Source organism: Alicyclobacillus fodiniaquatilis (genome assembly GCF_042678105.1).
In the GTDB taxonomy this organism is placed as follows: domain Bacteria; phylum Bacillota; class Bacilli; order Alicyclobacillales; family Alicyclobacillaceae; genus Alicyclobacillus; species Alicyclobacillus fodiniaquatilis.
Window position 1 is genome coordinate 31,770 of the sequence record NZ_JBHUCX010000017.1, and the last position, 15,416, is coordinate 47,185.

Below are 15,416 nucleotides of genomic sequence, written 5' to 3' on the forward strand. Positions count from 1 at the left end.
CAAGGATATAATTGTGGTTTTAGGTTATACTTTATTCAAAAAAACAATTGGAGGGTAGAAGAATGCCACGAAATGGTACTGGAGAGCTAGAAACTAAAGCTACTGTTGACTATATAAAAACTACCGGCGTTTGGACTGAATTAAAAAATTCGATAGATGGTGGCGACGAAAAAAGAGCCGAGGAAATTTTACATCAATTGTTAAAAACAATGAATACCATGAAAAGCAACTATGAAAAAGTGACTGTAGAAATCCGAAAAGACCTCCTAACTGATGTCAAACTATTCTGTGCACGAAATCAATACACGCTTAAAGTATTTACGAATGTCGCTTTAGAAAGTATGTTGCACATCGGTATGCCTAAAGAATCCGACAACGACTAACAAACAAATCAACTTGTACGCTAATCAGTGGTGGGGAGATTGTGACACCGCACGCTAGATAGACTCGCTGCTCTGGACCGATGTTGCTCAGCATTAACCTGTAAGCGTCCCGACTAGGTCGAGCAACAATTGGGCGTCATATCCCGGATGCACTTCAATCGCGACTGCTTCCGACTCGAACCAGCAAGAAAGTGTTCGTAACCGAAAGGGATTTCGGGATCTGCACTGGAAGAAAGTCAGGCGAAGAGGAAGGTGTTGAGGTAGGTTCACGAAAACGACGCACCCAGTACCACAGTTGATGTTCCTTGATACCATGGTTGGCGCACCACGCTACGCCACTTTGTCCGCTGTTGTGGAACGCGGTCACACGCTCCCACCAAGTTTCACGCAACTGCACCAAATTCGCTTTAATCATAACGATGCCCTTGAAAGGTTTTAACCACATTCTTTCAGGGGTTGGCCAGCCTCGCTAGGTGAGGGGAATTTGACGCTTACGGGAGATTTTTGGTTTCATTTCAAACGACAAGGGAGTGAAACAAATCACTCCCTCCTATGCTTAAATTTTATGCAATTCTTTGACCACAGGGCGTAATGGAGTAAACGCTATAGAAACTTTTAATTTCATACCCCTTTCTATGATTAATTTGTGATATTTGGAAGATGGACAAATAATATCAGGGAACCCATTTATAAGTACATATGAATGGCCAGCTCCAACATACTTCACAATCGCATTGTAATCACATTGCATTCCAACATCCATTGGATTGAACAAGATATGTCTTGCGTTGGAAAATTCACGTCTTATTGCCTCGTTAAATACTACGTCAGCTCGTTCAAATTCCTTATTCAAGAATAATAATCCTCCGAAGGTAGCGACAAAATAGGCATCTGAATAGCCATAAAGAGTACTTTGATTTAGAACAGCTATTGCATTATCCATAGTTCCACCCGACCTTATAATTGATAATGCATACTCAATTGCCGGTCTATATTCATCAGGATTATCTCTGGTAAGTTCGGATAACAATTTAATGCCTTTGTCAATTTGACTATTAAAGTTATACGCTTTAGCCAACAGATAGCGAGATATAATGCTACCCGGGGCATCACTAACCGCCTTTTCCAACGAATGAATTCTGCCCAAATTGTTTCCTAAAAGCTTGTCAACATTTGACGATTCTATCCATAAACCCTCTTTATTTCTAGACTTTTTTAATCCCTTATTTATAATATCCTCTGCCTTTGCAAGGTAAATTGTTCTTTCTTCTTCACCGTCCTTTTGTTTGCTGACCCACCCAAGATACAACTGTGCCAATCCTTGGTACATGTACTCATCTCTATCGTCAATTTTCAAGCCTGTAAAATACGCTTCTTCACTTTGAACAAGTCTTCGCCTGCCAACCTCAGTACTCTCTGAAGACATTGCCATATGATACAATATGTATCCTTTCGTATGATAAAGCGAACGGATAGAGCCATTCATTTGTATAGCTTCCTCAATTGTCCGGAGAGCGGAACTTTCAATATCAGATCTTACATACATTCTGGCATAGTGTTGACGGACATACGGATTGTCGGGATCCTTCTTACATGCCTTTTCAAAAAAACGGATCTTACTTTCGAGGGTCCTAAGAGAATCAACAAATCTGTCAGATCTAATGAAACTTTCGAAAGCAGCTTTGTCTAACCTGTGCAAAATGTTCATTTTATCAACAGCAAGATGGATTATCTCATCCTGAGTACCTGCGTCGAGACATCGTTCCCATACAATTGATGCTATAATTCGATGCCTAGCCCTGGCGGCGTACTCTCCTCTTCGTTCGTTAATACATTCAAATTGCACAACCCCGTCAAGGAATCCTTTGATTTTATCGTATAGTTGAACAACCGATACTTCTAATAAACTGGAAAGTAACTCAATTCGAAGTAGGGAACCATGTTGATGGAAACAGCATATAATTGCATATGCTCTTCTAGAAAATTCATCTTTAATACCAAAGTATTCATCTTCTATAATAGCTTCTATATTATTTCCTTCTGTCGCCTCTCGTACGGATACCAACAATTCACGATTATAATTTCTCCTTATAGCAGCAATTTGGTGTTCCCGATCTAAATGTTCCAATTTATTTAGCTCGTTGTATTTTGAAAGAAAGTCAATGAGCCTCTCAATTTCGGTATCACTCAAAGGTTGAATTTCAAAAGTATCACCTGTGATTTGAGTGCGTGCCTGTGCCCATTCGTTTCTTCGATCACCTAGAACTATCAGAACCGCATGATTAGATTCCCTGGCCTTAAAAAGTATTCTACGAATTATATTGGTATAGTCAGCTGCGTTATCGATAAAAAAAATCTTTCTCTGACTGGAATCGAGTGATAATGCGTAAAACACGTCACCTTCTCTAAGCTCTGTAGGATTGCGGTGAAAAAATACCTGTCCTGCTCTGTCTTTGACGAGCCTAGAAGCAAGTACCATAAGCAAAGTTGATGTGCCATAACCTGCCGGAGCAGACAACATACAAACTCTTGTACGATTTTTTGTTTCAGTAGCATAATCCAACAGAGAATCATACATTTCATCTTCAACGTCGCGGGTGAAATACATATCATTAAATACTGTTCCCCACGTTGGCTTATCTCCTCGAACATAGTTGTGTACATCAGGTTTTAACTGCCCGTTTTCCAAACCATTATTCACATAATCCCAGGACGAAAAAAGCCTTAAAGCAGACGCAGGATTTAGTTCCTCACTATCTCTAAAATCTACAGGTATATGACTACGTAACTCCTCAAGAGATATTTTTTGTGCATCTGACGTAACCACTTGTAATTTCGCATCATTTACGAATTCATCGAATTTTTGGCTGATCGTAATAATATTTCTTGCTTTTAATAGTTCTGTGTCTAAAGCGGATGTATATGGGTCTACTCGATATGCCACAGGAATATCCGCTGGATAAAATTCTTCTTCTATCTCGGTAAGAAGGCTATTCCAATTAGAATCATTATGAGAATACCCGATGTACAATACACAAGAAGCAGCCATGTAATGCTTCAAGTGCTCAAACATCATTCTCCTTTGTTCCTTAAATTTAACATAATCCTGTTGAGTGATAATAATATTAGGACTTCCTTCTTCAAATAAGGCACCATGCAAGTGGAATATGGGTAATTCAAGCTTTGGATCAAAATCCTTAATTCCCGTTGAACGAGTAATGGTTACATAATTTAGGTTCGGTGAAGGGTACTGATCGTAAGCTTTCTGAATTACATTGTCATAATTTGTTGTAAAGATAGCCTTCCATTTAACGGAGGGTATCCACATGAAACTATCGCTTGGATTCGCATCTATAAGGCATTCGCGGATAAAAGCTACTAACTGAGTTCTACCGCCATGTTTCATTTCAATGTACTGTGAAACCTTTGTGAGATCGTAAGAATCACCGCTTACAGGTACGCTAAATTTTTCAGTGAGTTTCTTTGCTAATGCGGTTCCATCAGGAATGGCATTTTGATTTTCATCAACCATATAATGCCCCATACCAGCACCAACAAACAATACACAAGTTCCATCTTCCATCGCTTGTCGTAATTGAAATGGAATTTCCATAACTTACCCCCGTAATATCCTGTGTGTAAATGAAACACAAAAGCAATTGGGAAATCACTCTCATGTTGCTTATTTCAATTAGATTACCGGAAACAAATTGCATAAGAACATAATACCTTAATTAAAAAAATTTGATCCAATATCCTGTACTTGCATCTGACAAAATGCCTGGCTCCTCGTCCCAAGTCCCGCTTTTTATCTTATGGTAAGCATCTGGCGTCGGTGGTGTGCTGGAACTGTAAAACGTTTTATTGCTTGGCAATGGATCCTTTTTAAAACCCTCTTTTGACCAGAGTTGAATCGCCGCAGCCTTATCTGAGTCGGTCCAAACCACGGTCGGCTTTATTTTCAAATGCCCCCAAATACTCCGAAATTGTTGGATAGCGTAAACCTCGTTTGGTGCTATGTAAAGTACATTTTCATCATTTTGAAGGCTATGAAATGCTACTCGTTTTACGGGAAGGGATGTTGCTTTACGCATGCGCGCCTTGGGCGCGGAAAGTGAGTTTTCCACGCCTTTTGGTAAAGCTGTTTGAACGCTGTGAGCTGATACCAGGTGTGTATTTGTTGTGCCACATCCAGTAAGAAATCCGATGAGCGCAAGCGTTCCAATCCACCATTTCATTTTCAATATCCCCCTTAATATGCTTGATGTTCGTGATAATAGCTCCGTGGGTCATTACCCGCCCATGGTGCATCAATAGTAAAACTTGCAGTGGCACTAGCGACCTGATTATCGTCACTTTTCACATTAAAAGAAACCTGATAGGTACCGTCCTCGATATATTGAAGCCATGGCTGCCATGATGGATCCGTGTTTGCTTCTAAATAACCAGTAGATGGATCCATCGTCAGCGGAATAGTTACTGGCCCCCAGAAGTTTTCAGGTGGGTTAGCCGGTGCATACGGGCTTAACTGTAATCCATCAATCGTCACTTGAGCTTCTGAAATGGATTTGATAGACGGAAGCACTTTGAATTTCAATTCTTCTCCGGCCCAGAAATCCGATAAAGAGCGAACTAAAGATGGGTCTACGGTTTGATACTTCTTGTTGTACGCATTTAGGTTGGCCAACCATGCGTCAGTGTGATAGACCTCTGCATCGGACAGAGTAAGTGGTATCTGTGTCCACTGTACGTCCTGTGTGTTGCTGTTTTGCAACTGATTTCCGGAAGCCTGGTCGATAAAATAAGCGACAAATATATCTGTGGTTGGCGCCGATTCTGTATAAGTTGTGCTGTAATCAGTCGCATCGGCAGCGCTTGTCCCCACTACTTTGTCTGCTGTCTCATCGTAAATTTCAATATATGACCCGCTTGGTGCACCACTTGATGTTGCCGTCAGCGTAGTTGGCGATCCAGTTGGTAACTTTGTTGGGTCAGCATTGAGACTAAGTTGCCATTGATACCACGTAACCGAGACAGGGTCGGACGTCTGCAAAGGCGTGGCCTGCGCCGTATCCTCATCTGTGTTTGAATTCCATGCCAAAGCAGTAACACTTGATGCATTGTTGTCCGTGGGCCCCATAGCGGGTCCTGTAGGGTATGAACTCTTTTGATCTCCATAATTCTCCGTGACATCGTACGTTTCAATTCCGGGATAGTTGTCCTGAGACCATCCTACGTAGTCGTTCGTTCCATCAGTCGCAAATGCTTGTGGAAGTGTATAAAAGATGGACTGTCCACATGACCACTGTGGTTCGGATTCCCCATTTTCGGTCTCAAGTTCAGTCTGATAACCTGTTATAACATTTGTAGAACCATTCCACGTGTAGATTGGCTCTTGCTCTGGCTTCGCCTCAATTAATCCACCACCACGGACGCTGATCCCCTCAACCCATCCGTTAACTTGAATATAAATGTCCCCAGATGGTGACGTACCTAGAAATTCAGTGGTTCCATTGATATTTCCGCTACCAGATTCTCCACCAGTTTGAAGCTCGTCGAAATAGTAATCGTTATAGTCGTTCCAATCGAACTGGTAATACACGTTATCTTCTGTCCAACTTGAGGTAGAACTCAAAGTAGAAAATTGAGTCCCATATATATTCTCGAATGACTGCCGAACTGTACTCGCTGATCCTTTATGCGTTGTTTCGTAGTACTCGATAATATACAGTTGGTCATTTGAATAGGCGACACCATCTAGTCCCCAGGTCCCAGGAATATCGGCTGAAAGATCGAATGTGAACTTGGTGGTCCATTCCGTACCATCCCAGACATCTATTTCCGCTTTAGCCTGCCACTGTTGAACAATCATAATCATTTCGTTATTTGGTCCAGTGGTGAGATAAGCAGGTTCAGCTCCACTCCAAGTGGGAAACGTCGTTTCAATCCAGCTGCTCCCGTTCCAGTAGCTGATACCTGTCGCTGTCTGTGCCCACACTTGGCCAGATGACGAGTTGTAAATCAACTTTACAATTGATGAACTATCCGATGGAGCGCCAGCGTTGACCCACTTAGTTCCATCCCAATACGCGACTCCCGAGTTAGCGGTCCCAGCCCATGTGTAACCGTCTTGGGCATCATAAACCAATGATGTTACATCTGGATCATCATTCGGGTTCCCTTCTGAAATCCACTTCCCATCTTCGTACACTGCTGCTCCGTCCGGAGTAGCTGTGGGATCGAAATAGCTCCAATTATAATCTGTTGAGTACATGTCAGCTTGACTAGTAACGGCAGCCCAGAGACCGTACCCTGTCTTTGGGGGTTTAACAATCGTCGCAATATACTTGTCTGTCTGCGGAGTCGATTGAGCGTCCGTCGTAGTCAACGTCGTCTGGCTCAGATCGCCCTCTGCTAGCACCTTACCCGTGGTTTGATTTTCAATATTGAGCACATAACCAGCCGGGAGATTCTGCGTCGCTGCTGTCAACTTGGTAGAAGTACCGACAGGCAATGAAACAGGCGTTGCAGAGAGGGTGACTCCGTACCAATCAACACTTGCGGTATCAGAAGTCACGTAAGCATCTGACACATCTTTACTCGTCGAAACATAGGCAATATATTTTTCTGTTTGAGCAGTGCTCTCTGTTTGCTGAGAAGATATGCTGGCCCCTTGTGTACTGCCAAGCACTTGCCCTGTTGTTTCGTCAAACAAGATAAGCCAATCACCTGAAGGCTTGTTTTGGTCATTCGCTGTGACCGTACTCGTTTGGTTAATTGGCAAAAGTGTTGGTGATGCTGTTACGCTGGCTCCGACCCACTGCACGGACACTGTGTTGGAAGGTTGGCCAAGATTTTCATAACCGTCGGTTATGAAAGCCTCGAATTGATCTGTTTCTGCGTTTGCATTGGTGTACTGGACGGTTGCTGGCGAGCTTGAAGATGCACCAACGGTCTGCCCTGTTGTCGTATCCATTACAATTAAAGAGTAACCCGATGGAATTGCCTGCGTGGTGGTGGCCGTTAAAGTTGTACTCTTATAGGTTTGCAAAAGCGTTGGGCTGGCCGTAAGATTTATTGTCCCATTCCAATCATTTGTCCAATTCACAGATGTTGTCGAAGAGCTGATTACATTTCCGCTAGAGTCATATATGTAAGCTGTGTAATTTGTTGCGATTGATTGTCCTGCAGCTGGGTTTTCTATTTGTTGATATTGCTCAACATAATTAGTCTGTTTCGAAACATTCCACGGTTTAGTGCCACCTGTGCCAACAACTGAAATCGTATCTCCAGGCGACAATGTATTAACTGTGTACTGTATTTCTGCTGGTTCACCTGGGACATTGGATTGTGGGTTTGCAGTGATTGTGATAGTAGGCTTTTGGCTGACCCACATAATCGTCCCCGAATAAGCTGTGGCCAAGTTATCAAGCGCGCCATCATAAATCGTTGCCACATAGCGCACACTGACAGACGCGCCATTGACCGGACTCTCTGTTTCGTACTCAAAGTTTGAGGCATTCTTATCTCCGGAATCATACCAGACATCTTTTGCACCGTTATTTGTGATGGCTTGTACCACGACAAATTCCCCAGAAATCAAGCCTGTCGTTTGATACGATATTGTGACTGGGGTTCCACTTTGCACCTGTGTATCCGAAGATGGTGAGAGTGTGATACTGACAGCTGGCGCAGTCCAGGTAACGGTTACCGGAGGACTCTGTGCATCGATTGCGCCCGTTGTCTTATTTATTTCTTGGGCAACATAAGACACGGATCCAGTTTTATCGTATGTAGCTGACGTTGTTAGGTTTGATTCACCTATTACACCATCTGAATAAGAGCTTTTGTTTCCAGGTAGTGTGTTGTCCAGTGCACTGTCAAGAATCTTAATGTAGTCGTTTGCTGATATGGACGAAGCAGTTGCAGTAAGCGTGCTTGACTGGCCTACATTTAAACTTGTTGGATTTGCAGATAATTGGATCGTATTCCCCGTTCCAATATCCCCGCCAATTGAAAAAGTAGTAGTTGCCGGTTCAGACGATACACGATCAACCCCATCCCTAACAAAAAAAGAAGCAGAGTAGTCTCCAGAAACCAAATCAGACGTGTCTAGCGTAATCGAATCTGTTTGTTTCCCGTCTCCCCCACTCTCTGTGGTCATATCACTCATATCAGAGTCGTCTACACCGACGATCCATGTGGACTCACCCGTAGACGTGTTTGTCACTTTGACGGCATCGTAGTGATGCGTATAGTCGCCTGAGGGAATGTCTTCTGTGGAAGTTAACGTCAGCTTCGTGCTGGCCGTCCCGGAGCCGCTGATGCTGATGCTATCTGCTGTCGGCGGATTCGTGGTCTGTATGTGCCGAACCGACTTGTATATCTCGTTCCCCTCGGCATCCGTCTGCCCAGTTGCCGTCTCATCGTTCTCGGTCACCGATGCCGCGCAAGCCGTCATGACAGCGGAGAATGAAGCAAATTCAAATGTGTTAAAGTTCGTCTGGTCTTGCCCTGTCATGTCGTTAAACCCATTTTGTGATAAATATTGCTCGACGTAAGACAGATTGCCTCCCAAACGGTTCACCCAATCTTTTAAGTTGCTACTGCCGGCAGCTTCACTGCCGATTAACAAATAGCCGTTGTCCGCGTTCTCCCCCTGGACATCTGCTTGAGTAAACTGCTGCTCTCCTAGAGAATCCCCATCGACAATGCCATATGTCTTCATCATTTTGACAGATTGATTATCGAGTTCTGGATAGCCAGCTGAATGCATCAACACACTGTCTCCGCCGTCTATTTCGTAGTTTCCGTAGGGCTTCACCAGTACACCGTATCCAAGCTGTCCTGATGCTGGATAAACCGAATAGGCAAACGCGCTTTGTATCATGACACTTACTGCTGTCACGCCCGCAAGCGCAGCAAGACCTAAAGATGCCCATAGTTTCGTCTTTCGGCCCATTGTGTTCTCCCTTTCATAAACATATCAGCATTACTGTATTTTAATACTTGTTATATCTTTATTAAAGTATATTTTTACAATGACCAAAATAAAAAATGGCCAACCCTAGTGGATTGGCCATAATTATTCGTTTAGAATCATTCCCTAGATTTGGGATATTGACCATTTTCCACACTGAAAGGTTTACTAAAATCTATATTTTGCTCTTGACCAACATAGTCGATAACTGCTCCTTGTGCATCAAAATTCAATGAGGCTATTCTTATGCCAATTCCAGGGCCGTTAGTCGGCACCGTTAAAGTATCTCCGCCGTAGAAGCCTGCTCCTGATGTGCCATGAGAGTATCCCCAGGTATACGTGCCATCCACCACTTGCCATACCACGTTACTTTTTTGGGCATTTGGTAATTTGACAAGTACATTGGACCCCGATTGCTTGACTTCCAACTCATCATAGTAAGTCGTGGTATCCGTCATGTTTTCGTCATACTGAGATTGGCTGAACGCTCCACTTGCGACATTTTGCCAATTCTCGTAATTGGAGTAAAATGGGAGGTGGAGCTGCGTCCATCCACCGCTTAGGTTCTTATATCCATTGATCCACCACTTGAGATTGCTGATTACGGCTGCTGATTCGCTGGTTGTGATCGATGAGTTCGCATTTGTAACGCTCGTACCTTGATACAGTCCGTTGATCTTAGCCCAGGTATAGGCATCTTGAGATGCCTCATACTTCAAAGACCATGGCTGGTAACTCACATCGCTATCGTCATTGTAGGGGTGATCATTATACCCCTTTGCCTGGGCAGCCCAGTCGGCCAACCAGGTTGCTATATCCCCAGCAGTTACAGGATCAGTTGAACTGGGCGTTACCCCAACTGCAGACGGACTTGGATGGCTATTTACATCCCATGAACTCGCATTTAGAACAGACCACATTTGGGTCGCCATATCCGATTGCGACTCTGTGTTGTCAGTCGCCTTTGTAGTGATCGTCCAAGTTGGCGTTGCGGCTCCACCGTTCCACTTGTCAGTACCGGATGAAAGATTCAGCAGTTGATTGAGAAGTTGCTGCACATACCATATCGGCATAAACGTTGTTTCTTTACCCGACGAAGGGTCAACGTCCGTGATGATTGGCGCGTTCTCAATCGTTGTACCGTTGAGTGTTATTGCCGCTCCATTTCCCTTCGAGATAATCTTTGGAGTCTTATCAGTGACAGTCAACGACCAGGTGTGCGTTGTGCCGTTCCAGACGTCATTAGTCGACGTTATTTCGAGTGCTGAGTTGATTAAGTGCTGGACATAGTAAACGGGCATGTATGTGGTAGTCGGAGAGCCACCAACGAACTTGTACTGGTTCGAAAAGACTTTTCCATTTAATACAATCTCAGATTTCTGCATTTTATGAAGAGATGAAGCCGCCATAGCTGATGACGGCTCAAGCATCATGGTCAACGATACTGTGCTCGATAATGCGAAAAGAGTATAGGATAGTTTTTTTAGTTTCATGTTTATTCCCCCATTTTTTCTTCTTCATTTTTTTACAGTATAACAAGTATTGTTTTATGGGTATGACTATTCAGTTATACCCAAATGTCTTTCTAAACTGTCAAGCTCTCTTTTTAAACTTTCGATTTCCGCAAATTCATTCTCTAATCCTTCAACTATTGTCTTAATTTCACGAATCGCCACAGAAATTTTTAAAGTTTCGATAGCAGTTAAAGAGTTTCTCTTTTCTTCAGTTAAACCAATTTGTTGAAGTTCTTCATGCACAATCTTGCGAACAAGTAGTTTAAAATCGTCCATAATTCCGATTACACCTCCTGTACCTTAGGCACGAATATGATTTTTCCAACAATTCTAGACACTCGAAAAACTTTACTATAACTTATATTTTCTTTTGTTCGTATTGCCAACCATCCGCTCTTTGGATGACCCTGCAATATCGGTGAGAAACACCTTGAGCTACTCGCTTACCGTCTTGGAAGATATCAAACGAACCTCTTGCACGTACCGCGACTCGACCATTCCACATGCCAGCATATTTCCCTTTTGGTACTTTCGCCCGAACCAAGTCACCTGTTTGAAATCCAAACACTTGTTTTGCTGACTTCGCTTTGCCACGAGGAAACCCATACTTATCGTTGTTGACCATCTGACGACATCCTCGTCCTTTGGCTGACCAGACATGTACGACTGTCGGCATCTTTGAAAACGACTCCTGTGTACTTTCTCCAACACACAGTGCATCATAGTAGTGTTCTTTCGGCAAGCCGTGCTGAATTCGTTGCATCTTGGTCCGTGCACCTGTACCGCACTCGATTGGTAAACCAAACTCTTTCAGTCGTTCAAATAGTCTCCAACGAGTTGAATTGACAGCAGCCGCGTCTTTGAGCGGTTTCTTCGCAAGTGCTTGAACCTCTGGATGTCCATATTCTTCTGCGGTTCGATTGCCCTTTTCTTGATTGCATTCATGACAAGACAATGCAAGATTAGAAATCCGATTGCTTCCGCCACGGCTTTTGGGAATGATATGTTCTACTTCCAACGGTACATTCTTAACTCCGCAATACACACAAGCACGATGGAATTTCTCCAACAGGTACTCCCTTACTTCATAGCCCATGAGTTCTCCCTGTTGGTACTCCACCCCTGAAATCTCTGGATTTTGGAGTGCTTGTGTATCAAATCGAACCAATTCCATGCTGATTGCTTGCAATGGAATTATGTAGGTCAGCTTACGAACCATCTGGAACGTCTGGTTGACTCTAGCTTCTAAACTAGGTGGCAACCAACCTTCTTTGCGTTTGCGATTCAAAAAGCGCGATTGACGGTATCGGGTCTTCCGATTCCGTCTCCCTCGACGAAGTGCACGACGTGTATCAAGTTTGCTTTTGATGTCCGTTTTGTGTTGCAACTCGCCTAAGAAAACAACCTTTGCAGTGTTTCCTGTTTCGACTGTAACGGCAACGCCCGTCGTCTTGGCACCAGGATCTAACTTGATCCGATAGAACCCATTGTTTCTCGACTCAACACGCTTTTTGAGTCGGATGGTAAACGGGACTTGCCTGTGAATCGTTGCTTTGCCTGAACTAATCCACTTTCTCGCTTGCGCAGGATGGCAGGGAGGAAGTGGAGCCTTGTTCTGATTCAGTACAAATACCACGGAGATAAACTCCTCTCTCGCCCGAAGACGGTAACGTGAGCACTAGACTCATCTCTCCTCGCCAATGTTCAAGAGGCTTGTCATGTCCAGCACACCGCCTACTACCCCAAGCAGACTTTTAATACTGGACGACAGGGCTACGGACTGGAGAAGCATCTGTAGGTGTCATGACCTCTAGAACGTAGTGCTTGAAGAACTTAGGCTGGTCATAGATGGGCTTTTACAAGCCACCGGCTTTTAGCCGTGGGTCTATGACATGATCGGTGGGTCGATGCCGAGCTGTAGCATCCCCAGGCGGCTGCAAAGCGAGATCACGCGATCCTTAGACATGTGACTCCACTCCGATAGACGCGTTAGACTCACTGGCTGCTGCACCGCCTCAAGCAAAACATACATTGCCACTTCTTCAGGCCCCAATTTCGCGAATACCTGTAATACGTCCTGTGTATCGAGATAGACATTTGCTTTGAGACCTTCCATGTTGATATCCATCCATTTTTCCTCCTAAAACCATAACAGCCGGAGCGCCCCCAGATGTGATCTGAGAGACGTCCGGCTGTCATTGACAGAAATGGATGGACGTGGGTCTTGTGGCCATCAGCAAAAATCGCTAAAATAGTCTCAAGTCTCTCTCAGGCTGGATCTGAGAGGGGCAAGCGCCTCTGTTGGTGTTGGAAGCACCAGCAGGGGCTATTTTTATGCCCGACCGTTCGATTTAATTTAGTATATTATACCACACGTGAGTTTTTTGACAATGTAAAAGTGTCAATTCAAGGGAAGTGTATTATTATTTAAACAAGTAGCGGGTTCGAATTATCGACAGCCCATCATAAGCAAGAAGGTTGCGTGGAGGAGTTAGCGTGCCGTTCTCAATAGTTGGATATAGAGTATTGATTTCATCACCCAGTGACGCAGTTGTGAATAGAAATCTGCTTCAGGAAACCCTATCAGAGTGGAACCTAGCAAATTCGACTCGGACTGGTAAGTGTTTTTTACCTGTTATGTGGGAATACCATGTCACACCTGCTTACGGAAAGAGACCACAGTCTTCAATCAATGACCAACTTCTGGAGCAATCAGATTTGGCAATTGCAGTTTTTGGTACGAGAATTGGTACGCCAACAGGTGAGTTTCCTTCAGGAACTGTCGAAGAAATTGAAAAAATGCATGATCAAGATAAAGAAGTATGGGTGTACTTTTTCAATGGAGGTTTCTCCTTAACTGAAGAAGGTCTCCAGTCGGCAACCAAGATCCTAGAATTCAAAAAAACCATTCAAGATAAGTGTCTTTGGAATGAATTTTCTAATGAAATCCAACTTAAAGATCAGATAATGCGTCATCTTTCCAAATATGCGGAAGACAATCGGATTGAAGACCGTCCATCAGTCGGTGATCAGTCAGCAGAATCAGAATCTCCAGTACAAAACTCCATTGCACGCATCAGCTCATTCGAAACAACTATGTCATCAATGAGGACACATATGGATGGACCATCCCTCACTGTCGGTGTTAAGTGTTCAAACAGCATTACTCCTTTTGAATCCGAACAGAAAATATCTGCACTCAGCCTCGCTGAACAGTTGTACATTAACAGTAATGAATATTACTTTGATTCAAAGTTTCGAAAGAATTTTAGCGTAAATTACGCGTTTATCGAAATCTTGGGCGAATATTCACGTGTTGATTTTTCATTGTCTGTTAATGTAGATGGATCTTTATATATTCAAAAATCACTGGAAACTGAGTCAGCTTCACTTAGTCTTGAATACGTGAAATCAGAGTATTTAAGGTTGTTTGACGCCATAACAAACTGGTTGAATCAGGTTAATTGCAACGCATCAATTGTAGCAACGGGTATTCACGTCTCAAACTGGCCCGCTTGTGGACTGAATACCGATTCGCTGTTTAAATGCATTTACCCTGACGATTTGGCTGGAGGTAGTGGACATAGAGAGATCATCGAGAGTTCAGTACCAATTGATCATAGAGAACTGTTTAGAACATTCGTTTATAATGCATTAAACAAGAACGGCTATCTGGACTTCGAAGAAGGAGTGCGGAACCTCACAATTTAAGATAGGTAAATACCAACACCCCTGGCATGCTAGTGTCTGAAGTCCATTAGTAGTAAACTCTTGGTACGGTACTAGCTAAATCTGGGGTGACGCCTTCCCGCAAGTCTTCGCACAGTGGGAGGTCGGACGAATGTATGTGACATATCAAGCACTAGGGGTAGCACTTCAGGGGGGTATGTTTCTTCTTGCTCTTCTGACACTCATAGTAACGATCATAGTCGCCTTTCGTTCACATAAATAAAAGTCACCCCGTAACGGTTTAGGAGCCTGTTCGGGGTGACTTTTTGATCCGCCACATAATGTGGCTTTGAATTAAGTCGTCCGAGTGCGGGAAATCCCGACACTCAAGGCGATGTACCGTAGGAGTCAGGTTGCCCCCTGACTCCTTTTATTATGTTCAGCTTAGCACCTACGTTTTATACGGTCAACGGAGTGTTGATTTGTCCGCAGCAGTGTAAATTCAAGGGAACTGAAGCGTACGCTTTTATGAAACGTCCAAAATAAAATTCTGAACGTCACTGGATGGGGAAACACTCCAAAAGTCGTACGTATTCGCCGTCGGGTCGATTTCTCTTATGGCCTTGCGTAATTTATTTCGTTCTTCGTGCGTGACTTCTGCATTTGTATTGGACATCAGCTCTTTTAAAGTTTCTAATTCGATTCTGTATCGCTTTGCAAATGCTGCTGGCTGAATTTCGTTTTGTTCTAACCATTTACTGAATTTCGTTTTCATCTCTACTCCACTCCCGAATACATTATGTTTTTTTAGACAATGTTCGACATATTTCGATGTTGAATTCATTATACACATATTTATCAGAATTTTAT

Annotated in this window: 12 protein-coding genes; 3 read left to right on the top strand and 9 right to left on the bottom strand. The window is 43.5% G+C overall.

What is annotated here, in order from left to right:
* The first annotated feature begins 62 nt into the window (after nt 1-62).
* A complete protein-coding gene (locus tag ACFSB2_RS05300; protein WP_377941892.1) occupies nt 63-383 on the top strand; it encodes a hypothetical protein in 321 nt (106 codons plus the stop codon).
* A 154-nt stretch (nt 384-537) separates the two neighbouring features.
* Here the strand turns inward: ACFSB2_RS05300 and tnpA are convergent, their stop codons facing one another.
* From tnpA to ACFSB2_RS05340, 8 genes are all read right to left on the bottom strand, one after another.
* Nucleotides 538-798, bottom strand: a complete 261-nt coding sequence (gene tnpA / locus ACFSB2_RS05305; RefSeq protein WP_377941893.1) for an IS66 family insertion sequence element accessory protein TnpA — start codon at nt 796-798, stop codon at nt 538-540.
* 141 nt (nt 799-939) lie between these two features.
* The gene (locus ACFSB2_RS05310) at nt 940-3,996 is read right to left on the bottom strand and encodes a P-loop NTPase (RefSeq protein ID WP_377941896.1); all 3,057 of its coding nucleotides are present in this window, start codon (nt 3,994-3,996) and stop codon (nt 940-942) included.
* Nucleotides 3,997-4,117: 121 nt separating this feature from the next.
* The gene (locus ACFSB2_RS05315; protein WP_377941898.1) at nt 4,118-4,621 is read right to left on the bottom strand and encodes a hypothetical protein; all 504 of its coding nucleotides are present in this window, start codon (nt 4,619-4,621) and stop codon (nt 4,118-4,120) included.
* Between the two features lie 14 nt (nt 4,622-4,635).
* Nucleotides 4,636-9,345, bottom strand: a complete 4,710-nt coding sequence (locus tag ACFSB2_RS05320; protein ID WP_377941900.1) for a hypothetical protein — start codon at nt 9,343-9,345, stop codon at nt 4,636-4,638.
* Nucleotides 9,346-9,482: 137 nt separating this feature from the next.
* Nucleotides 9,483-10,856: a hypothetical protein gene (locus ACFSB2_RS05325; RefSeq protein WP_377941903.1), complete on the bottom strand. Its 1,374-nt coding sequence runs from the start codon at nt 10,854-10,856 to the stop codon at nt 9,483-9,485.
* A gap of 66 nt (nt 10,857-10,922) precedes the next feature.
* A complete protein-coding gene (locus tag ACFSB2_RS05330) occupies nt 10,923-11,153 on the bottom strand; it encodes a hypothetical protein (protein ID WP_377941904.1) in 231 nt (76 codons plus the stop codon).
* Between the two features lie 82 nt (nt 11,154-11,235).
* The gene (iscB, locus tag ACFSB2_RS05335; RefSeq protein WP_377941906.1) at nt 11,236-12,513 is read right to left on the bottom strand and encodes an RNA-guided endonuclease IscB; all 1,278 of its coding nucleotides are present in this window, start codon (nt 12,511-12,513) and stop codon (nt 11,236-11,238) included.
* Between the two features lie 249 nt (nt 12,514-12,762).
* Nucleotides 12,763-13,005 (bottom strand): hypothetical protein, encoded by a 243-nt coding sequence (locus ACFSB2_RS05340; RefSeq protein ID WP_377941908.1) that lies wholly within the window; start codon nt 13,003-13,005, stop codon nt 12,763-12,765.
* 368 nt (nt 13,006-13,373) lie between these two features.
* On the opposite strand from ACFSB2_RS05340, the gene ACFSB2_RS05345 reads away from it, so the two are divergent.
* Together ACFSB2_RS05345 and ACFSB2_RS05350 are read left to right on the top strand one after the other, a co-directional pair.
* A complete protein-coding gene (locus ACFSB2_RS05345; RefSeq protein WP_377941909.1) occupies nt 13,374-14,588 on the top strand; it encodes a hypothetical protein in 1,215 nt (404 codons plus the stop codon).
* A 130-nt stretch (nt 14,589-14,718) separates the two neighbouring features.
* Nucleotides 14,719-14,829, top strand: coding sequence for a putative holin-like toxin (locus tag ACFSB2_RS05350; protein WP_377941910.1), 111 nt, complete (start codon nt 14,719-14,721; stop codon nt 14,827-14,829).
* 243 nt (nt 14,830-15,072) lie between these two features.
* Here the strand turns inward: ACFSB2_RS05350 and ACFSB2_RS05355 are convergent, their stop codons facing one another.
* Nucleotides 15,073-15,321 (bottom strand): hypothetical protein, encoded by a 249-nt coding sequence (locus tag ACFSB2_RS05355; protein ID WP_377941912.1) that lies wholly within the window; start codon nt 15,319-15,321, stop codon nt 15,073-15,075.
* Between the last annotated feature and the right edge of the window lie 95 nt (nt 15,322-15,416).